The sequence below is a fragment of the Levilactobacillus yonginensis genome (assembly GCF_964065165.1).
In the GTDB taxonomy this organism is placed as follows: domain Bacteria; phylum Bacillota; class Bacilli; order Lactobacillales; family Lactobacillaceae; genus Levilactobacillus; species Levilactobacillus yonginensis_A.
This window is the reverse complement of sequence record NZ_OZ061549.1, coordinates 2,129,082-2,155,186: the sequence shown is the minus strand read 5'-3', so window position 1 is coordinate 2,155,186 and position 26,105 is coordinate 2,129,082. Positions and strand designations below refer to the sequence as shown.

At 48.0% G+C, this 26,105-nt stretch carries 13 protein-coding genes; 4 read left to right on the top strand and 9 right to left on the bottom strand.

Going from position 1 to position 26,105, the window contains the following annotated elements; translation table 11 throughout:
• Positions 1-275 precede the first annotated feature (275 nt).
• The 3 genes from AB3Y94_RS10015 to AB3Y94_RS10005 form a co-directional block, all read right to left on the bottom strand.
• Positions 276-6,452 (bottom strand): MBG domain-containing protein, encoded by a 6,177-nt coding sequence (locus AB3Y94_RS10015; protein ID WP_367296090.1) that lies wholly within the window; start codon positions 6,450-6,452, stop codon positions 276-278.
• A gap of 906 nt (positions 6,453-7,358) precedes the next feature.
• Positions 7,359-8,132, bottom strand: coding sequence for an ABC transporter permease (locus tag AB3Y94_RS10010; protein WP_367296089.1), 774 nt, complete (start codon positions 8,130-8,132; stop codon positions 7,359-7,361).
• A gap of 16 nt (positions 8,133-8,148) precedes the next feature.
• Positions 8,149-9,084: an ATP-binding cassette domain-containing protein gene (locus AB3Y94_RS10005; RefSeq protein ID WP_367296088.1), complete on the bottom strand. Its 936-nt coding sequence runs from the start codon at positions 9,082-9,084 to the stop codon at positions 8,149-8,151.
• A 151-nt stretch (positions 9,085-9,235) separates the two neighbouring features.
• Here AB3Y94_RS10005 and AB3Y94_RS10000 point away from each other — a divergent pair, with 151 nt between their 5' ends.
• Positions 9,236-9,754: a MarR family winged helix-turn-helix transcriptional regulator gene (locus tag AB3Y94_RS10000; RefSeq protein ID WP_367296087.1), complete on the top strand. Its 519-nt coding sequence runs from the start codon at positions 9,236-9,238 to the stop codon at positions 9,752-9,754.
• A gap of 171 nt (positions 9,755-9,925) precedes the next feature.
• On the opposite strand, the gene AB3Y94_RS09995 is transcribed toward AB3Y94_RS10000, so the two are convergent.
• From AB3Y94_RS09995 to AB3Y94_RS09975, 5 genes are all read right to left on the bottom strand, one after another.
• Positions 9,926-10,489, bottom strand: a complete 564-nt coding sequence (locus AB3Y94_RS09995) for a hypothetical protein (RefSeq protein ID WP_367296086.1) — start codon at positions 10,487-10,489, stop codon at positions 9,926-9,928.
• Between the two features lie 30 nt (positions 10,490-10,519).
• Positions 10,520-11,080 (bottom strand): hypothetical protein, encoded by a 561-nt coding sequence (locus tag AB3Y94_RS09990; protein ID WP_367296085.1) that lies wholly within the window; start codon positions 11,078-11,080, stop codon positions 10,520-10,522.
• A 339-nt stretch (positions 11,081-11,419) separates the two neighbouring features.
• A complete protein-coding gene (locus tag AB3Y94_RS09985) occupies positions 11,420-13,960 on the bottom strand; it encodes an AAA family ATPase (protein WP_367296084.1) in 2,541 nt (846 codons plus the stop codon).
• 255 nt (positions 13,961-14,215) lie between these two features.
• Positions 14,216-22,045 carry an MBG domain-containing protein gene (locus AB3Y94_RS09980; RefSeq protein WP_367296083.1) on the bottom strand — a complete coding sequence of 2,610 codons (7,830 nt, stop codon included), beginning with the start codon at positions 22,043-22,045 and terminating at the stop codon, positions 14,216-14,218.
• A gap of 946 nt (positions 22,046-22,991) precedes the next feature.
• Positions 22,992-23,303, bottom strand: coding sequence for a hypothetical protein (locus AB3Y94_RS09975; protein ID WP_367296082.1), 312 nt, complete (start codon positions 23,301-23,303; stop codon positions 22,992-22,994).
• A 340-nt stretch (positions 23,304-23,643) separates the two neighbouring features.
• On the opposite strand from AB3Y94_RS09975, the gene AB3Y94_RS09970 reads away from it, so the two are divergent.
• A complete protein-coding gene (locus tag AB3Y94_RS09970; RefSeq protein WP_367296081.1) occupies positions 23,644-23,928 on the top strand; it encodes a hypothetical protein in 285 nt (94 codons plus the stop codon).
• Positions 23,929-23,952: 24 nt separating this feature from the next.
• Positions 23,953-24,129, top strand: coding sequence for a hypothetical protein (locus AB3Y94_RS09965; protein WP_367296080.1), 177 nt, complete (start codon positions 23,953-23,955; stop codon positions 24,127-24,129).
• Positions 24,130-24,357: 228 nt separating this feature from the next.
• Here the strand turns inward: AB3Y94_RS09965 and AB3Y94_RS09960 are convergent, their stop codons facing one another.
• Positions 24,358-25,008: an FMN-dependent NADH-azoreductase gene (locus AB3Y94_RS09960; protein WP_367296079.1), complete on the bottom strand. Its 651-nt coding sequence runs from the start codon at positions 25,006-25,008 to the stop codon at positions 24,358-24,360.
• A 101-nt stretch (positions 25,009-25,109) separates the two neighbouring features.
• On the opposite strand from AB3Y94_RS09960, the gene AB3Y94_RS09955 reads away from it, so the two are divergent.
• Positions 25,110-26,039: a helix-turn-helix transcriptional regulator gene (locus AB3Y94_RS09955; protein WP_367296078.1), complete on the top strand. Its 930-nt coding sequence runs from the start codon at positions 25,110-25,112 to the stop codon at positions 26,037-26,039.
• Positions 26,040-26,105 lie beyond the last annotated feature (66 nt).

The following is a 26,105-nucleotide window of genomic DNA, read 5'->3' as shown; positions in this document are numbered from 1 at the left end:
AGGCGGTCAGAGGTGGAGCCAGCTGTGTCGACGGTGTTAGCCGATTTTCGGCTTACAGCGTGGGACGGGTTTGAAGACTGGTGGTTTTTCCAGTCTTCAAACCGAGCCGAAGGACCGCTTTTCAGGCCGGAGGCGTTCCCCACAGCAGGCGGCCGCAGGTGGCTGGGTGCGACTAATTTTAAGCCTGTAACGCCAGACTATTCTTGGTTTGATAACGGTTTTTGAACTTTCAATCTTTAGTCACATAATCACGCGTAGAGATTCAACGGTACCAATTAATGCCGGCGCCGACGGAATGGCCGCATCAAGCTAGCCAATAAGACCAAACCTAGCGCTGCTAAGTAGCTCTGGTTCTGCTGTCCCGTCTGTGGAAGCAACCCTTCGTGAAGCTGTTGTTGCTGTCGAGCACGCCGAGTCGTGGTTACCTGCATGCTAGCATTAAACTGATCAGCTGTCGTAACTTTCAAGGGATTCGTATGATGTTGAAGTTCTTCACCATCGCTAAAACCATCGTTGTCAGAATCAGCCTTCAACGGATTCGTGTGATTGTGGGCTTCTTCACCGTCATTCACCCCATCGCCATCGGTGTCCGGCTTCAATGGATTCGTATGCTTGCGTAGCTCCTGACCATCAGAAACCCCATCACCATCCGTATCGACCTTCAGCGGGTTCGTTCCTAGCTTAAGTTCCTTGCCGTCGGGAACGCCATCACCGTCTGTATCAGCCTTTAGTGGGTTCGTGCCCAGCTTAAGTTCTTTACCATCAGGAATACCATCACCGTCCGTATCTGCTTTCAGTGGATCAGTGCCGCGCTTGATCTCAGCGCCATCAGAAATGCCATCGCCGTCCGTGTCAGGATTTAGCGGATCAGTGCCACGCTTGATTTCGGCGCCATCACTGACACCGTCACCATCCGTATCTGCCTTCAACGGATTCGTGCCAGCCTTAATTTCGTCGCCATCACTGACACCATCGCCATCGGTATCCGCCTTCAACGGATCAGTCCCGGCTTTGATTTCATCTTCATCGCTCACACCATCACCATCGGTGTCGACTGGCTTCGGGGCAACCCGAACTTCTGGTATCAGCGGATTCGTGCCATTCTTGACTTCGACACCATCACTAATACCATCACCATCCGTATCGACCTTCAGGGGGTCGGTTCCCAGGTCAATTTCTTCCTTGTCACTCAGACCATCGCCATCGGTATCCGCCTTCGTCGGGTCGGTTCCCGCTTTGACTTCATCACCGTCACTCAAACCATCATCGTCCGTATCAGCCTTCAACGGATCAGTCCCAAGCTTGGCTTCCTCACCATCATCCACGCCATCCTCATCACTGTCAGCATTTACCGGATTCGTACCGGCCTCCAGCTCCTTATCGCTGTCGACACCATCTTTGTCCGGATCAATACCGTAGTGCTCAAACGTCGGTTGGCCTGTCTGGGTGAGTGTAACCACTGTCGCAGCCCCATTGCCATCTGGCAAAATGGCCGGCGCTGAATTTGGTGAAATTGTCTGTTGCGCAACCTGTTGGCCATTCTGAAACTCCGTCACCGTCTGCGTATTGGTACCCGGATTGTTGGTATACACGGTCTCACTGTTGCCACTGCCATCATCGACGGCCCACTGCTTCGTGACCTTCGTCACGTTACCGTCAGCGTCCTTCTCAGTGATTGTCACAGTCCCATCAGAATCGACATCCTTGCCCAACACCGTCAACGTTCCCGCCAGAACGGTCACATCATAGTTTGAATTAGAGCTCTTGGCCGTAATCGGATAGGTCCCAACGACCGGATCAGTTGGGTCTGTATACTCTAGGCGCAATGAAGCAACTGTCTCACCTGGCTTGAAACTCCCCTTCGTCAGACTTGCCGAATTGGCTGGGTTAGCTTCACCACTGTAGATCACCTGAGGCGTGATTTGTACAGTGACTGCTCGTTTAGCAACAGCCAGTTCACCGGTCGCCAGGTCGCTTAAATCATAATTGGGGTTCTCCCCAATCAAGCGCGTCTTGGCAGCTGCCGTCAACTGAATTTTATAGGTCCCAGCTTGTAACTTATCAGCCGTCATGGATTGGCCCGTAGCATCTACGACTTCCAAGTCGGCCGGTTCAATTTTGCTTGTCGTCGGATTATTCAATGTCGCTAACAGTACCGGAATCGCATCGCCATACACGATATTGAGACTCGGAATCGTCACATTAGAGGCAGCTGGCAGAATCGTCAAGGTTCCAGGTATAAAGGTAAAATCATAATTCTTATTCGTAGCGGTCCCAGTGATGGCATAGTGACCAGCAGCGTTTCCAGGAGCCCGCTTCAGCGTCACACCCAGCTCCCCTTCAGTCTCGCCTTTGACTAAGCCGGCCTTTGTATCCGTTGAAAGGCTGAAGCTCAACACCGGATCAGCGGTGCCACCATAAGTGGCAGTGACATTCTTAATCATCACCGTGAGGGGTCTCGGATTAATCGTTAGTTTACCGGCGTTAACCGTTATGGTGTAATTCTTATTCAAGCTTGATGACTTGTCGGCTGTAATGTCATACTTGCCAACATCTGTACCCGGAATACGGACCAGCGTAACTCCCAAGCTACTGAGATCATCATTCTTTGCCAACCCGTCAGCCGATTCAGGCGTCAGTGTCAGCTCAGGTTCAGGATCACCATAAGTTTTAGCACTGCTCTGGGCAGTTACCGTAATTACCTTAGGTGACACTGTCAAGTTCCCCATCTTAAAGCTAGTAAAATCATAGTTAGGATTGGCCTTTTTCACAGCATCTTGGGCTGACGCCGTCAACTGAACCTGATAGTTTCCTGCTGGTAAATGACCGGTCCACACGACCGGTTGCCCTTCAGCGTCCACGATTTCAAAGTCGCTTTGCTCGAACGCGGGGATAGTCGGCCCAGTTACCGTTGCCGTAAAGGCCGTGGTGTCATCCCCGTAAGTCAATCCACTATCGGCAACCACCACACTAGCGGTTGCCGGTGAAATAACGTCCTCACCATCTTCAAACGTGACATTATAGTTAGTCTTCTGATCAACTGAACCCGTAATGGCGTATGTCCCAACGTCATCTCCAGAAGCGCGGGTCAACTGAACGTGTAGATCAGCAAGTTGGTCCTGACCAACCAGTTGACTGTTTTTCTTCCCAGTGGCAGTCTTCGCAGGAATACTGAACGTCAAATCCGGTTGTGGTGTCCCGTAATTCCGTTCAAAGCTCGTAATCTTAACTGTAATTGGATTTTTTCCAATCGTAAGCGTCCCGGGGTTAACCGTCACGTCATAATTCGGGTTGATCACCGATTCTGGATTCAACACAATCTGATATGTCCCAGCATCTTCACCGGACTCGCGGGTCAATTGCACACCCAGAGAATCTAACGTGTCCTTATTGACCAAACCGTCAGCTGAGTCAGTGGTCAACGATAAATCTGTTGCACCATCCCCGTAGGTCTTAACACTATCTCGTGCCTGAACTGTAATTTTTCGTGGCGTTACGCCCAACTTAGCGTGGCCAAACGACGTGAACTGATAGTTACTATCCTTTTTCAAGGCCGCCTGAGCAGCTGCTGTGTACTGAATCGTGTAGTCACCATTCACTTTAAGCTGATCGACAGCGACCTTTTTCCCAGTCGTATCAACAACTTCAAAATCAGGTTGACTAAGTTGATGGTCCTTATCTGCATTGCCCAGGCTACCCTTAAATTCTGGAAATTTCCCATCAACACCGCCATAAACCACTGTCGTACCATCCACGGTAGCGGCAGCTGTCTGCGGTTTAATCGTCAGCATAGCTGGCACAAACAGGCCAGCGTTGGGGTTGTTCGGACTCAGGCTTTTAAGATATGCTCGCCCAGCTTCGGTCAATTTAAAGTAGTAGGTTCCAACATTCTTAGGCGTTTTCACGACGATATCGGAGTCCTTATTTTCCACGTACTCATAGTAATCGGGATTGTGGAAACCATCCTTAGCCGCAGCACTGACATCCCCAAAATCCTTCCCGAAGGTCACGACTGGGAACTGCAAGTCACTCCCATAAAACTGATCCCAGGACAAAAAGGTGGCCAAACTATCCTGTGCAGCTTGATTGGTCGTGGTCAGGTTATCGAGGTCCCCCTTAAAGTCGACCAGTAAGTTTCGCACGGCTTCCAAGGACGCATACCCGGTTTGACCATCCTGATAAATGGTGGCCGGAACTGTCTCCGTTTCAGCACCCTCAAAGGCCTTCTCCGCCTGAGCGTTGGTGGCCGAAGCCTGCGTGTAGATTGCAATGATCGATTGTAATAATTTATCCGCAGCATCCTTTTGAGCCTGCGTTAAACCGGACAATCCAATAAATTGGTCATACATAGCTTGGGCCTCCGACCGATAGTTATCGGCCGTTGTTTGGTTTGTGATGGCTTGTTGATCCCAATACTGCAGTGTAGACGTCGTTGGTAACAGCAGGCTACCACTGTCCTGGGCCTGACTCGCATCCGTAGAATCAGTTGCACTGGCGTCACCCACGTCGGACCAGTAGTAATCGGTACTGCTGATGGTTGATTGACCACCACTGGCCACTGGCTGATCACCATTCAGTAGCGGTTTTTGGTTAAGGGCATCCGTCACGGACTGACCCGTCCCGACCGTTGCAATCACGTTCACTGTTTTCCCATCAACGGTAGTCCCAGTTCCCGTATAGTAGTGGCCGATTGGGTTCGCTTCCTTGGACGTCGTTGTGGTACTAGTCCCAGTCGTCGCGGAATCAATTGGCAAAACATCCTCCGCAATTGTCTTGCCATCCGTTGGCGCCGCTAAGACCACTTGCGTAGGCGTATAACCCGGAATTGAAACTAAAACTGGTTCGCCAGCCACCGCCGTTACCGTCACCGGTTCTAGTCCCGCAATGGGCTGCTTGGTCGTCGCATCAATCGGCGTGACTTTGGCCTGGAACGCCAGTCTAACTGGTACGGTCATCTGTTGACCGTCACCATCCTGAACGGTATAACTGTAATAAGTTCCGTCAGCGACGTCCTGACCGCTAGCATCCGCAATCGTATGAGCCGTTCCGTTGTTGCCACCCACGACCTGACTACCATCAATGACGTAAACGTTGCCCGCTGAGTCTGATGGAATCACGGCAATCAGCGCTGGATTCAGGTTTTTGTCCGCTGCCACCGCCCGTTTAGCCGCATCCTGCGTGGAAAAAATAGAAATAGTATCCCCAATGTTCGCAACCGCATTGACACTCGTATTATTTAACAGTGCACCAGACTCACCTTGCGCAGCATCCACCAGCTTTACGGCCAGTGGAATCGTCTTTGGCGTATAGCTGAATTTATCAATTTTAGCGGAATAGTCATTCAAGCTCCCACCGGTTGAAGCCGCCACAGACAGAGAATATCCCGTGGTGACGTCGTCAATTTTCCGGGTGAAGGTTTGACCATTTAAGATAACCGTTAACGTTTGTGTCCCGGCATCATAGTTCATCGTAAACGCATTATCCGGTGTTGAGGTCCGCTTTAAAGTTAATTTGCTGGCCAATACCCAATCTGATCTGTCAGCCGCCTGCAACGTCCCACTCGAATTGGTGTAACGCCAGCCAACATAGGGGCTACTGGTCGGGTCATTGTACTGTGAACGGTTATCGTATTCATCAAAAACGAAACCAAAGGCGTTTTGCAAACCAGCAATCCCCAACCGACCACCAGCACCACCCTCAGTAGCCTTGGCTGGATCACCGGGGGCAAAAATAAACCCAACACTATCGGCCCCACTATACGGTTGACTCCCAACTCCTAAGGCACCAGACATGGAAAAGTTATGACTGAAGTCAATTTCATGTTCAAACGACACATGGGCCACCTGATGTCCCGCAACTGGCGTGGTGCTAGTAGAAGAATTGTAGTAGTCGTGTTTACCCAACGTGGTCAGCGACACACTGCCATCCTTCCCAATTGGCTTGGTCTTTTTATTATCCGTCGGGTCGCCATCATCATCGTTATTATCCCGATTTTCAACAGTTGCCGTAAAGTGACTGGCAATCTGATCAGCTGGTAAACTAACCTGAGATGTATCCGCACCGACGTTGACATCTTTGTCTTGGACAAGAACTGGATAATCGCCGGAGTCACTGGTCGGGTTTGCGGTTGGCGCTGCCGCATCAGCTTGAGGGGCCGTTACTGAATCCGACTCAACCACTGAGGTTGCTGAGTTACTTGCAACTTTAGCCGGTGCTGGGCCGCCACTGGTAGGTGTTGCTGGCATACTAGCAGCCGCAGCTGGTTGAACGGCCGTCGTTGAGGTCGCCGCTGCCGCATGAACGTCAACACTAGTCGTGCTTTCAGCAATAGCAACCGCGGATAGACTCACTAACAGCGTCCCAAAGATCCGGGTCTTAACCTTCCAGCCCGTATGCCCTTTATATAAAACAATTGGATTTTTAATAGTTTGATTTTCAGTCTTCTGTTTCATGATCCAGATCTCCCTTTAAGTCACGCAGTATTGGCTTCTCTTGACCAACTAAATCACCGCGTAACCCGCATTTTTAAATGATATTTAACCGTTATTGCAACGGTTATTAACGTTAGCGACAATCATCACATCGCCGTCAAATATGTAAGTTAATTTTTTCACCCTATGTGGTACTTTGGCCCATAGACGGTAGAAAAGCCGCTGCAAAGGTAATCTGCTCAGCAAATTATTTTTAAAGAGCACTGTCTGGCAGTTAACTGCCAAGCAATTGACCGATTGATTATTGGCCCCCAATTGCTGTTACATCAGCGATTAAACCTGCGCAGCGAAAAAAGCTGCCATTAAAACTACGATTCTCACTGTTAATTGGTGACACTATCTGTACGCTAATTTTTTGATGAGATTTTCCAAAAATCAGCTCAATTTTCCCGATTCACCAGAATTCCCATCAAAATTTGAGCAACGTTCAAATGTATAAATCTCCTTAAATTAACAGTCTAGCTCCCCGTGCGGCTAACGTAATTGATTCCCATCTGATAGCATCAGACAGTAATTGCCAGCCATACAGTTTGAAAATTAGTTGCTCTAAAGCTTGAATAATCAGCCTTTAGAGCAACCACAGTATAGTATCAGGGTTATAAACATTCAAGGTATTTACACTTCACCATCACTAAGTATCACGCATTGTATTATATGTAACAGGAACTTTATACACTTAGTGGCCGTTTCACTGTATACGCTATTCAGCTCTGACAATATTCTGTTTATTCTTAGTCAGTCGACTATTCTTTAACCGGTTTATCAACTTAGGAACGCAAAAAAGGCCGGGCTTTTCAACCCCCGACCTAGTCTTTTCTTAATCCCACGTGTCACTTTTACTGAACGCTCTCTACCATAACTCCCTGATTAATTCCGATCGTAAGCCCAAACAGCCAGTGGCGCAAAGATTGCCACGACGATGACATCAAAGGCAACGACCAACAAGGCCTCGTGTGTCCAACCACCCGTCGCCAAAATTTGCCGAATGGCTGTAATCACATAGGTGACTGGATTCAGGTTGGCGATGAACCGCAATGGCTTGGTCAACGAGTGCAATGGGACGAACGCGTTTGACATGAACGACAGGACCAGCATCGTCATCAGCGACAGACTTTGAACGGATGCAGCACTCTTGGCTAACAAACCCAATAAGGCAAATATCCAGGACAACGCCCAACCCGTGAAAATCGCCAGTAGCCCAATTACCACAACCCACTTGAAACCGACAGCCGGCCGCCAGCCCATCAGGTAGCCGGTGGTCAGTGACGTGATGGTCGCCAGCAATAGACGCAGACTGTCGGCAAATAGTTGTCCCGCTAACGGTGCAATGTGAGCCATCGGCAACGACTTAAACCGGTCGAAGACCCCGGAGTCGAGATCCTCTCTGATTTGGGACCCAGAACCGGTCCCGGCTGACAACATCGTTTGCATCAAAATTCCTGGCACGATGGTGGGGAGGTAGGCACGGACACCCCCGGCAATTGCCCCACCAAACAGATAGCCAAACATTAACATGAACATCACCGGCTGAATAACCACATCCATAAAGCTATCCGGATTGTGAATCGTCTTCAATAAATTGCGGTACGCCATCGTAGCCGTGTTCATCACAACATTGCCGCTGTGCGTTTGTACATCCATCTTGCATCCCTCTTCCTTAGTTCTTTCCAACGGTTAGATTCATGAAAACATCGTCTAGCGAAGGTTCCTTCACTGACAAGTGACTAATCATGATTTGTGCTTGCTTGAGTGCCACCAGAATCGGTGGCAACTGAGTAATTTGTTTTAGGGGCACACTCAGTTGTTGACCCGTTTGTTGAATGGCACCAGCCACTTGCCCGGTCAGCAGCTGAACGGCCGGTTGAACCTGCGTTTCCTGACTGACGGTGAAAGCCAATCTCGCACCGCCAATCTGTTCCTTGAGTTCGGCCGGCGTCCCCATCTTCACGAGCTTACCATGGTCAATGATGGCGAGATTATCCGCCAGCTGGTCGGCCTCCTCTAAATATTGCGTCGTCAACACGATGGTTGAACCTTGCTTCACGAGTTGCCGAATCGTCGCCCACATTTGCGTTCTGGTACGGGGATCCAGCCCCGTCGTTGGTTCATCTAAGAAAATCAGGGTCGGCCGGGTAATCAAGCTAACGGCCAGGTCTAGCCGCCGACGCATCCCACCAGAAAAGTTTTTCAGCGTCTTATCCGCCGACTCTTCCAGTGAAAATTCCGTTAGCAGTTCAGTCGTACGTTGCTTAGCGGCCGCGCGTGAAAGACCATTTAGTCGGGCGAAAATCATCAGGTTCTCCCGTGCCGAAATATCTTCATCAACTGAAGCATATTGGCCGGTGAGACCGAACATGGACCGCGCCAGCCGGCCTTCCTTCACCGTGTCGTGACCAAAGATCGTTACCCGACCTGCATCGGCCTTGAGTAACGTGGTCATCATCCGCAAGGTCGTGGTCTTCCCCGCACCGTTAGGCCCGAGTAGGCCAAAGACTTCTCCTTGACGCACGTTAAACGAGATATCATCGACCACCGTCTTCTGCCCAAACCGCTTGGTCAGGTGGCTGACTTCAATTGCATTCTTTGCTGACATATTGGTCCCCTCTTAGCTTTCACATTTTAATCAGGTCCCCCTGACTAAAATTATAATAAGGCCCCCTGATGAATTTGTCAACAGTTTCTCTCAAATATTGAATGCCCCTGCTAGCCATTGTCGGGTATAATAGCCGTAGGAGGGCGATGACATGCCTAATATAAATAAACAAAAAAACGCGGCTGGAAAACTGATTGAATTTGGTATGGTCAGCCACACCGCCGACGAAGTGGCCCGCCGCTACCACGCGGAACAGGATAAGCGCCCCCTGCGGTTTCAGGGACAGGGCAAGATTCTCCTAACGCTCGCTCAAGCCGATGGCCTCTCACAAAAGGAACTTGCCACCCGCCTAAATCTAACGGTGCAGTCCACAGCGGAGTTTGTTAACAAACTGGTAAAAAAACAGCTCGTCACCAAGGAGAAGTCAACGACTGATCGGCGCAAGACCATCATTCGCCTGACTGATTTGGGCCGAGAAACGGCAGCCACCGAAACGGCGCAGGTGCCGGCCTATCTGGATTCACTGACGGATACGGAACTCGACCAACTCACCACCATCCTGACGAAAATCAACCACAACCTTTACGACGAAATCGATTCGATTACCCCCGACCAATCTGGTAAATTCCAGCAGGTCGTGGCGGACCGATTGCGCGACTGGTTTTTGTAATTTAAGCTTGCGACTATATCTGGTTGGAACACAAAAAAGGTTTGAGACTTTTGTCCCAAACCCCAATTAACAAATATCACTATTCTTGATGACCACAGCCTTGGAAGATCACCGACTGTGGCTTTTTTGTACGCAAAACTTTCAGCTAAACCTAGCAGTTCTTCGACTTAATTAGTTGGTAAAGTCTTCAACTGCTCCCGTTGGATTAAAGGCCTTCGCTTGGCCCTTGGTACTGTAGTAGTGTTGCAGGTGAGCTTCGCCATCCCCCATGTTCCACATGGTGTATATGTACAGCGACTTAATCTGCTTGCCCTTATAGTGACGCTTAACAATCTTGTAGGACTCGGTACCTACCGTACCAAAGGCGGAGTCCTTGTGGTGTTGTTGCCACTGCTGATCAACCAACCAGCCCTTGCTCATAAATAAAAGACCATTGTATTTACCCTTTTTAATGTTATTCATATCTTTGTTTAAAGCAGTAACTTTCACGACCGAGCTACCAGAATGCCATTTTTTATTATAAAAGCTGCGGTCGGACGTCTGCTGGGACCCAATTTTGTACTGATCATAGTGACCGTTTTGGTAATAGTACCAGGTGCCCTGAAACTTTTGTGGGTAACTGGCTAAGCTCATCTTGGTACTGGCTTGCGCATCCGTCGTTGGATTGGCAACGACCAGGGCAGCGCCAAACCCAACTGACGCTAAGAGTACCCCCATCATCTTGGTTAATTTCATTGTTCTTTTCCTCCTAATTTCATGAACGAATTACTTATGTAGCGCACCAACTGGATTAAAGTACTTGGCCTGTGCCTTAGTCTTGTAAAAGTGATCCGTTACCTTTTTGGTCCCTTGAATTGTCATAAACTGCTTACTGTAGAGCACCTTGACGGACTTGCCCTTGTAGGTCTTGTGGATGACTTTATAAGTCCCACCACCATTCGTCGCACCAATACCGTAAGCCAACACCGTAGTATAACCACCCTTTACGCTCCTGGCACTAGTCCAGTGCGCCTTCTTAGAATTCGACCCCTCAATAAACGACCGCTGACTCTTAAGTGGATGGATAGTCCCCGTCCACTTCGCCTGTTTTTGGTAAAAAGGATTAAGGAAGTTTTTAACCGTCATCTTCTTCGACGAAATTTTCATCGACTTGTAGTAGTAGCCATTGTTCTCCTCATAGTGGTACCAAGTTCCCCGCATAGCCTTAGGGAACGTTTTCAAACTGCTCGTTGACTTGGCTTGCGCCTGGGTAGGCACAGCAACGATTGCCGTGGCACCAATCGTCGTAGCCACCATCAACGCACTAAAAAGTCTATTTACTCGCATGGTATTTTTTCCTCCTCAAAATCAACTTCATTAACCAGCATTCATTGATGCGGTTAATGACTATTTATGTAACTAACTACGCTTCAGTATAGCAAGCTTGGGTGTCACAGTTTGTCGTTTGTCGGGTTAGCGGATTAAAAATTCAAATAAGCATACTACTTATCGTTATCTGATATGACTACCTATTTGAAAAAAGTGATGCCAACAGTCAACTGGTGTTCTGCCAGTCTGAAGCGTCCCCACAGCAGGCTACATCCCTGTCCGCCGGAGTGCGGCTAAATAGCCAGCGTACACAAAAAGCCGTCCCTCAAATCGGGACGGCTTTTAGTCTACATAGATTTAATCAACTAAATGGAATTTTTCAAAATGGGCCTTCAAATAATCCAGCGTCAGACTCTTGTCCGTCTTGATCAACTGTTGTGGCTCACCGCTAGCCATCAATCGGCCACCAGCTTGCCCACCCTTGGGGCCGAGATCAATCAGGTAATCGGCGTTGGTCATCAGGTCAAGGTCATGCGTGATGATGATAATCGTAGCTCCCTTGGCCTTCAGGCTGTTGATCACACCCAGTAGCGTTTGCACGTCTTGGGGATGTAGACCGACGGACGGTTCGTCAAAGATAAATAGCGTCTTACTTTGGCGTTTGTTCAAATGACTCATGAGCTTTAGCCGTTGGGCCTCCCCACCGGACAGACTCGGCGTGCTTTCACCTAAGTGCAGGTAGCCCAGCCCCATTTCATCCAGCAACTGAAGCTGCTTCTCAATCTTAGGCACCGTTTCAAAGATGGCTAACGCCTCACGGACTGATAAGTTCAACAGGTCGACAATACTGTAACCGTGCCACCGAATCTGTTGAATCTCATCCTTGTACCGGGCGCCGTGGCAGTAAGGGCAGACCTCTTCCATGTCTGGCAAGTATTGAATATCCAGGGTAATGGTACCCAGTCCGCCACACTGTTCACAGGCCCCCTGCTTGTTATTGTACGAGAAGTAAGCGAGGCCAAACTTCTTGGCCTTGGCTTCTGGTAAATTGGCAAACATTCGTCGCAAATTATCCATGATGGTGGTATAGGTGGCCACCGTCGAACGGGCATTCTTCCCAATCGGCTTGGCATCCACGGACACCACGTCCTTCAAATGAGTCTTCAAGGTCGTTACCTGCTTAGGCAGAGCAGCCTTGCTGTTTGCCGCCTGAATGGCTGGGACTAAGCTGTCCAAAATCAAACTCGTCTTACCGGCACCAGAGAACCCGGTGATAGCAGTAATCTCGTTGCCCGGAATGGCCACGGCTACATCGTGTAGATTAAAGTAATTCTGCACCTCAAACTGCGTGGTGAGCTCGCTGGCCTTCCGACTAGCGGGTACCTTGTCATGCATAATTTGGGCTTGTCCCGAAATGTAAGGCCCAATCAGTGACTGAGAATTCCCCACTAGGTCTTGGGGCGTTCCTTCGGCAATGATTTGACCGCCGGCATCCCCTGACCCAGGGCCAATCTCAATCACCCAGTCAGCTGCCGCAATGATGTCCACTTCATGATCGACCACCACCAAAGAATTTCCCTGGGCAATCAATTCCCGAAAGATCCGAATGAGTCCCTTAACGTTATCGGGATGTAACCCAATGGAGGGTTCATCCAGCACGTACAGGACGCCCGTCGTCTCCGTCCGAATGGTCTTGGCTAGTTGAAGCCGTTGAAGTTCTCCGGTCGACAACGTGTTTCCATTCCGCGATAAGGTCAGGTAATCTAGCCCCAGCTCCAGCAAGGGCCGCAATGTATCCGTCAGATTTTTGAAGAGTACGTCAGCCATGGCCTTCATCTCAGTAGGTAACTCACTTTGCGCTGCAGCTTGCCACCCGGCTAACGATCCCAGGGTCAGGTCAGAAACTTCTGCAATATTTTTACCCCCAACTAATTGCGTCAAGAGTTCTGGATTCAAACGGGTTCCGTGACAGGTCGGGCACACAGAGAAGTGGAAAAATTCATTGACCTTCTTGATGGCTCGCTCACTCTTCACCGTCTTCAGGGAATCGTAGACCGCTTCGTGAGCGTTCTCATACAGCGTGTTGTCGGTATGGAAGACCCGACCGGTCGAGGTCCGAAAGTCCACGGGATACTGCTTCTTGGCACCGTTGAGGACAATATCCTTCTCCCGGTCGGTGAGGTCCTTGTAGGGCACGTCGATGCGTACACCCAGCGTTTCCGCCACCGTCGGCATAAAGTTTCGGCCGGGTAGATGCCATGAAGCCACGACCCCTTCGGCCAGACTGAGGTTCTCATCACCGATCAGTTTATCCTCGTCTAAGGTCTGAACCGTCCCCGTCCCGTGACATTCTGGGCAGGAACCGCCGGAGTTGAAGGCAAAGTCTTCGGCAGATCGCGCCATGAATTCGACCCCACACTCCGGACAGGTCACAATTCCCATCTTGCTGTCTGCGCCACCCGGTAGATCCATGGCCTGGGCAACTTTCAAACTAGGCGCAATCCGATGGCCGTTGGGACACACCATCGAGCCGAGGCGCGAGAAGATGAGGCGCACGACGTTGAACAGCTCACTCATCGATCCCACCGTTGAGCGTTCGGAAGGGACTCCCGGTCGTTGCCGTAGAGCGATCGCGGATGGAATGTGCCGAACTTCCTGGACCTGTGACCGCTTGCTTTGCCCGATTCGCCGTCTGGTATAGGTAGACAGCGCCTCTAAGTACCGCCGCGACCCTTCCGCATATAAAATTCCCATGGCCAACGAACTTTTTCCAGAGCCCGAGGGACCTGAAATTGCCACAAACTGATTCAACGGAACGTCCACGTCAATATTTTTTAAATTATGGACGTTGCCACCACGTACACTAATATGTTCACGTTGTTTTTCACTCGTTGTCATACTTGCCCACCTTTGCCTTTAGTTCCGTTCATGTTACCTATCATTCTAAACTATCCTGTAACGTTACAGTCAAGTCTGGGCTAAAAATTGCTCATTCTTTTTGGCCGACGTCTCCGTTCCCTACAGTCAGCCCCAATTACGGGACAGTTCAACAAAAAATCAATCATTATCCACGAATACTAAAAAAAACCGTCTCTGGCATCGAGACGGCTTTTAGTGGATCTATGCTCTTTTTAATAGTTCTAGTCGATTAGGTTAATGTGAGCGCCGACGAACAAATGGTGTGATCAACAGTGCCAATAAGATTGCGCCTAATTGGGCCAAGAAACTCTCATTCTTCTGACCCGTTTGTGGCAACTCTGTTTGCTGTTGATTTGCCAGTTGTTGCTTTGTCAGCTGTTGAGACTGAGTATGTCCAGTTGCAACAGTATCACCGGCCAATGCTTCATTGACGTAACGATGACTCGTTTCACTTTGAACCAGTGGCTTCACAGCAGCCGATTGCTTACGCAGGTTCTGACCCTTGTTCGCAGTGACTTTCTTCACTGCTTTCTTCCGCGAAGTTACCTTGCGACCAGCTACTTTAGCAGCAAGTTGACGCGTGAAGGTTGGAACCGTGCCAGTCTTATCAAACTTAACGATGGTCGAACCACCCTTACCGTCAGGCAGAGCTGCCTGTACAGCACCCGGTTCAATCGCGCGTTGCTCAATGAGTTTACCATTCTTCAGTTCACTAATAATCCGTTGGCCGCTTACTGGATCATACGTATAAACTACCTTAAGCCCATCAGACCACTTCTTGGTAATCTTCACGACCTTATCGGCGTCCTTAGCTGGTGCATTAACGCCCGCACTGAAGACTGCTGGCGCATGCGTAAACGTTGGCGCTGCATCGGGTTGATCAAGTTTGACAGTTACTGTACCACCGGCACCATCTGGCAGTGTCACTTCCGAAAGTTTAGTGGCATCGGGATTGTCGGGATCAACAGGTTGCTGCTCAAGTGGCTTCTGAGCAACAGACTTCCCGTTTCTCAGCTCACTTACCAGCTGTTTGCCATTGTCATTGGTGTAGATTGTCTCGCTACCATCTTTCCACTTCTGGTCTACTTTGACGATATCACCAGCAACATTTTTCGTCGTGGCAGTAACGTTGCCAAGTTTATCAGTCACGGTCACCGTCGTATCATGCTCAAACGTTGGCATCTCGCCTGGTTGCCCGGTGTTAACGATGGTTTCAACGCCATCGCCACTCTTCAGTGTGGACTTCGAAGGAACAGAGACATTTTCCTGCCGATCGGTCAGACTCCCGTTGTTTTCCTCAGTTATCGTCGCTTTACTACTGGTTGGATCATACGTGTACGTCGTTGTACTATTATCCTTTGGCCACGTCTTAACGACCTTGATGACGTTGCCAGCATCGTCCTTTGTCACAGTAGTAACGATTCCAGAATCATCTGTCGTTGTATCCGTCGTGTCATGTTCAAACGTTGCCAGTTTGGTCGTAGGATCATAGGTAACGATAGTGCTCGTCTTATCATCATCAGTAATAGTTACCTTATGAGAATCAGCGGGAATCTCCTGTGAGTCGACGATCGTTTTCCCGTTCTTTTGTTCACTCACATCACCTTTTCCTGTGGATGGATCAAGCTTGTACGTGGTTTGGGTACCATCGGGCCAATTCTTAACGACTTTGACAGTATTACCAGCATCGTCCTTCGTTGTAGCAGTAGTGATATCATTATCAGTCACCGTGTCCGTCGTATCGTGTTCAAACGTTGGCATCTGACCTGGTTCGACAGGGTTAACAATGGTTTGAGCAGCATCACCACTCTTCAACGTTGTCTTATCAGTGATTTTGGTCGTAGGATCGGCAACGAGTGTCGCTTGGTCAACCTGCTTACCATCTTTTTCTTCAGTTACTGTCTGGACATTAGTGCCTGGATTATACGTGTACGTCGTTTGGCTATCGCCTGGCCACTGCTTAACGACTTTGACGACATTACCAGCATCGTCCTTCGTTGTAGCAACAACATTACCAGAATCATCTTTCGTCGTCTGGGTCGTATCGTGTTCAAACGTTGGTGCTGCGCCTGGTTTACTTACGTTAACGATGGTTTGAATGTCATCACCATTCGACACAGTTGCCGTTGAATCAGTGGTTCCAGGCTTAGAATCAGCAACAGGTGTCTTTTCGTCAACCGTCTGGCCATCTTTGCTACCCGTAACCGTCTGCTTTCCATCATTCAAAGGATCATACGTGTACGTCGTTTGGGTACCATCGGGCCACTGCTTAACTGCTTTAACAACGTTGCCTTCAGCGTCCGTCGTTGTGGTGGTATCACCATCCGTCTTTGTTGTTTCATGCACAAACGTTGGTGCTGAACCTGATTCACCAGCTTTAACGATGGTTTGAACACCGTCACCAGTCTTCAACGTTTCCGTCGCATCAGTGATTCCGGTCGTAGGATCGGTAACGAACTTCTTTTGGTCAACCTGCTTACCATCTTTTTCTTCAGTTACTGTCTGTTGACCATTTTCATCCGTGTACGTCGTTTGGCTACCATCGGTCCACTGCTTAACCACTTTAACAACTTTACCATCGGCGTCTTTCGTTGTAGCAGTAGTGTTTCCAGCATCATCTTTTGTCGTCACGGTCGTATCATGTTCAAACGTTGGTGCTGAACCTGATTTGCCAGTGTTAACGATGGTTTGAACGCCATCACCACTCTTCAACGTTGCCGTATCATTGTCTCCGAGCGTTGCCTCGTCAATCTGATTGCCACCGTTTTCTTCAGTTACCGTCCGTTGACCATTAACATCCGTGTACGTCGTTTTGCTACCATCAGACCACGTCTTAACGACCTTGACGACATTACCAGCATCGTCTTTCGTTGTAGCAGTAACGGTTCCAGAATCATCTTTCGATGTCTGCGTCGTATCATGTTCAAACGTTGGTACTGCCCCTGGTTCGCTTACGTTAACGATGGTTTGAATGTCATCACCATTCGACACAGTTGCAGTTGTTTCAGGCTTCCCGGTCTTAGGGTCGGTAGCAAATGTCTTTTCGTCAACCGTCTGGCCATCTTTCACTTCCGTAACCGTCTGCTCTCCATTATTCAAAGGATCAGACGTGTACGTCGTTTGGGTACCATCGGGCCACTGCTTAACGACTTTAACAACGTTGCCTTCAGCGTCCGTCGTCGTGGTGGTATCACCAGCCTCATTTGTTTCCGTTGTCTCATGCGCAAACGCTGGCAGTTTGGTCGTAGGATCAAGGGCAACGATAGTGTTCGTATTCGGGTCGTCAGTCAGCGTAAGCGGATCACCAGCAGGGTTAAACGTCTGCTGGTCAAGCGTTTTGTCGCCCTTTTTATCCGTTACTGTCAGCTTACCATTGTCATTCTTGTAAATTGTTTCGCTGCCATCAGCCCACTGCTTATCAATCCGAACCACGTTACCAGCTGCATCTTTTTCAGTAATTGTCACATTACCTTTGGCATCCTTATCATTGCCCAAAATCTTCAATGTCCCATTGTTAACGGTAACGGCATAGTTTGCTGAGTCGGCGGTCCCGGTAATTGTGTACGTCCCAATATCAGTCTCAGAGATTGGGGCCAGTTTAACACCGAGCTCATCACTCGATTCGCCATCGACTAACTTATCACCCGCTGCAATGCTAAAGCCATTCGCACCATGTGCCGAGCCGTCGTAATCAGTAGTGACATCATTAATGTTCACCGTAATTGGCCGCTTATTCACGGTCAATGTACCTGTCCCAAAAGTAAGTGTGAAGTTGCCATTGGCCTTGCTCAAAGTATCCTGAGCAGCTTTGGTTAATTGTACTGTGTAGCTACCAGCTGGTAATTTATCAGCTGTTACCACTGAGTGTGTCGTTGTATCAACAAACTCGAAATTGTCCGCACCAAGTTGTTCACTAGCATCTGGCCCATTAACTGAGACTGACAGACTTGGTAATGAATCACCATAAGTCACACTGGTCCCCGTTACAGCCACGTTGCCATCCGCTTGCTTAATCGTAAAGGTTCCTGGAGTAAAGGTGACTGCGTAATTCGGGTTCAGTTTTGAAGACGAATCCATCGTAATATCATACGAGCCAACACTTTCGCCTGACTCCCGAGTAAGCTTTACGCCGAGATCATCATCAGTAACTAAACCAGTGCTTGCGTCAGTACTTGTATCGGTTAACTCTAGGTCAGGATCTGCATCGCCATAAGTCTTATCAATATTTTTCGCTGTCACTGAAACTGGCCGTGGTTTTACAGTCAGGGTACTCGTCCCAAACGTAATAGCATAGTTAGGATTTTCCGAAATCAGTCGATTTTTGGCAGTCTGGGACAGTTGTAGCGTGTACTTGCCATTAGCTTGTACTTTGGATGCGCCAACTGTATTACCAGTAGTATCCATAATTTCAAAGTCAGCTTGAGTAATGGTACTAGTGGTTCCTGGCACGTTGTCTGTGGACGTGAACGTAGGGAATGTATCGCCATAAACCATGGTAGCGGCACCTAAGTCCACAGAACTAGTTGCTTGCGCAATCGTCAACTTGCCCGGGGTAACTTTAACGTCATAGTTGTCTGAAGTTGCAGTCCCTGTAACAGCATCCGGATACGTTCCAGCATCAGTCTTAGTAATCTGGTTCAACGTAACCCCCAGAGCAGTAGACGTATCGCCTGGGACCAAAGCATCATCGGGCACACTGTAGCCATTGGTTGCGGGCGCAGAACCATTGTAAGTAGTCGCAACATCATTAGCTGTCACCGTGACTGACTTCTTGTCGATAGTTAGGCTTCCTGGTGTAACGGTAATGGTGTAATTATTATTCAGCTTTGACGTAGGGTCAGCACTGATTGTATATGGCTGAGCCTTAACATTTTCACCAGCATCCCGATTGAGCGTCACACCCAAATCAGAGAGGTGATCATTATTGACTAGCTCACCACTTGAGACACCGGTAAGCTCAAATTCAGGATCCTTATCACCATAAGTCTTCGTAAGTGTTGGTGCGGTTACGGTGATGTCTCGTGGCGTCACGGTTAACGTGGCCGTGCCAAAATTACCAAAAGTATAATTCGTGTCTTTCTTCAAATTGTTCTGTGCATCAGTGGTGTATTGAATCGTGTAGTCACCACCAGCTTGTAGCTGATTACTCGAAACAACCTCTTTAGTAGCATTATCAATAATTTCAAAATCATCCTGAGTAAGTGGATCGTCTGTATTTGCTAAATCCGATCCTAAGCTACCCGTGATCTTTGGCTCTGCACCGTACACAACGCTAGCTGCGTTAATAGTTGGTGCCGCAGCTACGGGGTTAATCGTGACCGTCCCAGAAACGTAGAGCCCCGCATTCGGGTTGTCTGGCGTTAAGCTCTTAATATAGCTCCGCCCTTTTTCCGTTAACTTGAAGTAGTAGGTACCCACATCTTTTGGCGTAACCGACGTATCTGAATCAAGTGCATCAACGTAATAGAAGTTATCTGGATCGGCAAATAAGCCCGCTACTTGGTCATCAGAGACCGGAGTAGTACTAAAACCGTCACCAAAGACAGCTTCAGGATGTTTTAATGGCGTACCGTAGTCCTGGGACCAAGAACTAAAGCTCACCATACTAGCTTGGGTTGCAGCGTTAGTCGTCGACATGTTATCTACATCGTTTTTGAATTCACTGAGTGACGTATCCATGCCACTGATACCAGCATAACCAGCCTGACTGTCTGTAACAATGGTTGCAGGATCCGTTGAATTCTTTGCATCTTCCAAAGATGCCTTAGCATCTGAATTGGTCTTTGAGAGTTGATCGTAGACTGCGTTCACGGAATCCAGTAAACTCTTTGCGGCAGCCTTTTGCTCATCCGTGATGTTGGGTGAAGCCACAAATTTATCATAGATATCCTGCGCTGCAGCCTTTTCAGTATCGGCTGCGGTTTGATTATCAGTTGCCTTTTTAATCCAGTAGTCTAGCGTCGATTGAGTTGGAACCAAGATACTCTTACTATCCTGAGGCGTTGTGGAATCCGTGGAATCCGTCCCAGCAGCGTTGCCGACTGGTGCCCAATAGTAGTCATCAGTGGTAATCTGCGTCTTATCTCCACTCGCAACAGCAGCCCCATCATTTTCCAAAGGTTGGCCATTCAGAGCATCAGCAACGGACTGGTTGGTGCCGGCACTGGCAGAAACGCTGACCGTTTTCCCGTCAACCGTGGTGCCAGTGGCCGTGTAGTAATGTTTAATTGGGTTAGCAGTATCCGAAGTTGTTGTGGTCGTCGTAGCATCCACAGGTGTTCCCGTATTAACTTGTACGGCATCATTGGCGACTGTTTCACCAGCCTTAGGTGCGGCTAACGTAACAGTTGCTGGCGTATAACCTGGAATCTGAATAACAACTGATTTTCCGGCAACCGTGGTCACTTGGATAGGATCTATGCCAGGAATTGGGTCCCCGGTCACGGAATCAATAGGTGTGACGTTAGCTTTAAATGCCTGACTAACAGGTACACTAAAAGCTTGGGTAGCATCCCCAGTCACCTTGTAGCTGTAGTACGATGCATCAGCAAGACTTGAGGCGTGAACCGTCCCATTGCTGGCAGTGGCTTGGTCGCCATCAACAACGTAAACATTGTTCGTCGTACTTGCAGGGATTACTGTAACCAGGCTAGGATCCAGGGTTGGATCTGCGGCCACTGCCCGCTCCGCTGCTTCCTTCGTAGAGAACACAGAAATGGTATCCCCAATGTTTGCAGTGACTGGCGTCGTGGTACTTACATCTCCAGACGCAGTAGCCACTTTGACATCCACTGACGCCGTCTTTGGGGCGTAGGTAAAGCTGTCGATTCTGGCGGAGTAATCATTCTTATTGTCTCCAGTTGAAGCCGCAATTGAAATTGAATAACCTTTGGAAGTGTCGATGCCAGTGAGGTCACGGGTGAACGTTTTGTTCTGGATAATAACGGTTAATATCTTACTCTTCGCGTCATAAGTCATATTGAAATCTATCAGCGGATTGGTTGCCCGGTTGCTTAAGTCAAATGTGCTAGCCGCTTTCCAATCATTCGAGTCATTAACATTTTGAATAACCCCACTGCCATTCGTCGACCGCCAGCCAAAGTATGCCCCTGTACCAGGGTCAGTTACGCCACTCGTGTCGCTACCACTGTTATGAAAATCATCGAAAACGAAGGCAAAGGCATTATTCAACCCACCTAAGCCTAAATTACCACCGCTCTTACCTGTCGTTGCATATTCTGGATCACCAGGTGCGAAAACAATTCCGATACCGTCAGCTCCACCTGAGGTCTTCGTCCCAATCCCTAAAGCACCGTCCATTGTAAAATTATGGCTAAAATCAATTTCATTTTCAAAAGCGACGTGAGCAACTTCCTGGCCTTTAACACCTTTCATTGGAAAATCAGGCATATCTGGCGAGATGTAAGTATGCGGCTGGCCGGTTGTCAACTGCCAAACGCCTTTAGCATCAGCCGCCTGTGACGACGTATTCGCTGCAGAAATTTTAGGGGAGTTGTCGCCAGATGTGTTAAGGTTTTCGACCCAATTCGTAAAGTGGTCCTGAACCTGGCTACCAGATAGTGTTACGCCGGACCCATCCGTCTTGCCAACCGTCATTGATTGGTCTGGCGTTAAGGTTTGATACTGCTTAGCAGACGTCGTGGCAGCAGCAGTTGCGCTTGCTGCTGGATCACCGGCGGGAATATCCCCTGACTCAGCATTTATAGAATATGATTCCGCTGCTGGTGCTGCATTCGTTGGTGCCGTACCTGTGGGCGTCGTAGTCGCCGGTGCCGTAGGTGTTGGTGTCGTTCCATCAGTTTTGCTAGAACCAAGAGTCGCACTCCCAGACGTTGCTGGCGCTGGTGATGAAGACGTGTCCGTCACTGGTGCATCCCCCGTTGCCGCATGCACATCAACCGTTCCCGTACTTTCAGCGATGGCTACTGCAGAAAGACCAACTAGCAGTGTCCCAAATAAACGGGTCTTAATCTTCCAGCCCGTATGTCCCTTGTATAAAATAAAGTTCTTTTTTGCATTTTGATTCGCAACCTTTTGTCTCAAGCTTGACCTCTCCTTTTAACGATATTGAACCCTCATGTGTTCAGTACCACTTCATCTATATCCCAATCAACAACCAAAAAAAGATTGCTACCTGACACAACCAGTCACAATCAGTTAGTAAAATTACCTTTCACTGGTTAACCTGCCTATAATCACGGCATCTAGTGGATTCATCTTACCGGCAAAGTTTAGTCAACGCCTGCCAGTAAATCTTCGTGATGTATAATCCAGAGTTTTACCCGCTCAGAAGTAACTTGTCAAAATTAATTATCTAGTCATCAGACTAGCCGAGTTATACATAGGCTAGAAAATAGTGTCTCACAGTTAAATAACTGTGTTGCTAATGTAAAATTCAAAAACCGTTTTGACTACCAACCTTTTCGCGGTTATTTTAATCGCAATCTCATTATAAGTGTGACGGGACTAACATTCAAGGCGTTCATACTTTGATTTTATTGCTAATCACAAATAATATTATGTGTTACCAACATTTATACAGAGCAATGTATATGACGGTTAAGTTATCAAACTTTCCACAGTCCCAAAATTAGTAATTAGTTTCCCCGTCAATTGCCGCGTTGGTTGATTTCGTAAGCCTCGTCCACTGTTTAAAAATCACCGGATTCAGCTGCGTGTCTGTGAATACTGGGTCCTCCAAGTATGCTTGAATTTCGGCACGCTAATTTCAAAATCAATGGCATGAAAAAAGAGTGGGACCTTTGTGCAAGGACCCACCCCAGATAAAAACCAAGCTATTCTAACTAAACTGATATACCATTCACCAAGAGTTTGAGACAACCCTCGTTGTGTTCCGAAACTTAAATAGTCGAAATGTACGACAAAAGACGGTCCACTCCGCTTAATCCCGATTGTCAAACAATCTACGATCAAGATTATTCGTCTATCGATGTTAATACCCAGTGACTAACCGCATTTGGTCCCACTCTCAATCACCAAAAGCCAGTGCGAGCAGAATCATCCCAACCCCACCCAGGACAATCGCAAACAATCCAAAGGCGATGAAAAAGCTGCCAATGATTCCCACTCTGTGTTGTGCCAATTTAACTGAGATATAATCGGCCCACGCTAGAATTGACATTCCGTACAAACCAAAACCCCAATCATGTAACTTAGTGACCGCCAATAAAATCAGACTAGCAATAAACAGAACCAGTCCAGTAATGGGGATCACTCGGTTCACCGTAGTCTGCGTGTACGTCCGACCATAGCGTTCGGAGATTCTTCGGTACCAGTTCATGCAATCACCTGCCCTTAACGCTCATGTCGGTCACCTAAACATTTTAACAAACCGCTTTGATTATCACTAACTTTTTATTATATTCAGTCCAAGCTGAAACTCAAAATTATCAAAAGAAATCGTGCCACTATAATTGCTGAACTAATTATTACATGTTTACATTTCCTGCGAAATTCCTTCTGAACTATTTGTGACCCATTGAAAAACGTCTCAAATTTTAAACTGTCATTCAGGTCCATTAACTCACCATTATTTAAAGAACTCAGCCCTATTGCTTTACTAATCACAGCTAGTATACTTTAACCATGTAGTAAATCTTGTTTTTCAAAGGGGACTTGTCATGACTGAATATTTTCTGATCAACCATCAAGACTATTTTGCGGCCGGTTTCGTTGTCAACAACGGTGCTGCATATGTAGATACTGCTGCCGGACTAGATGTCGCGGTAGCGGTCAAGACCGATTCCCCGACAAGCGCCAAAACTGCGTTATACCAGCAGGTCTTGACGCAGCCCGCCGCTGGCAGCGAACGCACCCAGTTAACTGAGCAAGAACGAGCCCAGTTGACCCAGAAACTCGACGAGAACTTTAGCTTAATCAGTACTGATAACCTGGAAAGTTGCTAACTCACTGAATTGGAGACGATAATAATGGCTGAAAATGTTAAAAAGAATGAAACTAAAACTGACGACAATCCATTTTGTCATGCCGGGATGACCTGCGCACCTGGTTGTGGCTGTGCCAGTGCCGATGGCATTTGCCACTGCCCAATGATTTCTGACCGTAAGTGTGCCTGCGATGGCTTCTGTGGGACTCCTAAGCGCTAGAGAATATGGTCACTGCTCGGCCTACTAGAGCTAAGCTATGTCCAACAAAACTTGACTGAACATAACTCAAAATCGGCTTTTTCAGAATTGTATAAGTTCTGAAAAAGCCGATTTTACTTTTGGATTATGGCGCTAGAACATGCGTCAATCGGTAATTAATTCTGCCCAAAGCTGGTACCCAGCTAGCTTCTAGCTATAGTGGTTAACTTTCCTGCATAGCGTCAATTACTATTCTTGATAAAACTTAGCAAAAGCTGTCGTTAATTCGGCATGGCCTTCCTTAACCGCCTGACTAATATCGATACCATGAGTCTGAGTGCCTTGGACTCGGGCCACGTAAAAATCATCAAACCCCATAATTTCAGTAAACATCTTCTCCAGGTACATCCGGGAAAATTCCATCGACGTGTAACGATCATTCCGTGTATAGACCGAGCCGCTCGCCTGTAACAACATCACTTGATAGTTATCCGTCATCAGGCCAACTGACCCAGCTTCCGTATACCGAAACGTTTCGCGCGCCACTAAAATATTATCCAGATAATCTTTTAACTTCGACGTCACGTTAAAATTGTGCAACGGTGTCGCGATTACGATACGGTGATGCGCTTTGAACTGAGCTAGTAGTCGTTGATTAACTTCGTAAACATGTTGTTCCGTATCATTTAAACTAACGTGGTTGCTTTGTTTTTCCCAGATACCCAGCAGCTCTTCTGTCGTCGCCTGTGGAATCTCAGTATCATACAGATTCAAAACATCAACCGTCTCATCTGGAAATGCGGTTCGAAACTGAGCTAAGAAGTCTTGTGCCAGTTGAATCGAGTAGTGAGCGGCGTTCCGAAAATCAGGGTGGGCATTAATCAATAAGGTTTTCATCATCAGTAAGTCCTCATTTCTTTTATCTTGCAACAAGATCTATACTAAACGTCAAAGGTGCCAATTACCGTCACCATTAGAAATTATTTGGAAAGGAATTTCGTATGGAACGCTCTGAACGTTTAAACCAAGAATTGATTTTCTTAAGTTATAAGAATGGTTTCCACATTAAAGATTTAATGACGACCTTTGCGATTTCCAAGCGCACCGCTTTACGCGATATTCAATCCCTAGAACAATTAGGACTCACCTTTTACGTTGAACCCGGGCGTTACGGTGGCTATAAACTGACTAAGCGCCAACTCTGGGTTCCCGTGTTATTAAATATTCAAGAGATCAACGCCCTCTTCTTTGCCATCAAAGCACTGAGCCTACTATCAGCGACGCCCTTCGAAAAATCCTACACCACCATTTATCAAAAACTCATGGCGACTTTGCCACTAGCCGAGCAACAAAAAGTGACGCGACTTCAGGAAGTCGTCAACTATTACGCGATTCCTAACCTCGATGGTCCCCAACTTTTACAACCGCTGTTAACCGCCATTTTGGATGAGGCCGTTGTGGCCTTACAGCTAAAAGACCAGCCAGCACCGCAACAGTTCCAGCTATTCGACCTTCTTTTCCGCAACGGCGTTTGGTTTGTCAGTGGCGTCAACCTAGCCACGCAAGACTGGAAAATCATTCGCTGCGATACGGTAACCGCGCTCAGCCCCACTTACCAACCAGCCCCATTCAGTTATGAGGCCCTTAAGCAGCATCAAGCTGCCTACGACCAACACCATCACAATATTGCGTACCGGTGTCAGCTGACTCCCCGTGGCCGGGAAATGGTTCAACGTAACCACTACGCAAATATGCAGCTGGAAACCATCGATGGCCAAGACTATTTGTACGGTGGCTACAACCAAGACGAATATAACTACATGATTCAATACTTATTGTCCCTCGGCACTAACGTTCAAATTTTAGAACCTGAATCCTTACAAGCCGGCTACTTAGCCGCGATTAATAAAATCAAAGCCATGTACCAATAAAAAATTATCACTAAATGAGGTTCTTGCTAGTCATTGAAATGAGCCCTCAAGGTTGGATTTTCTGTC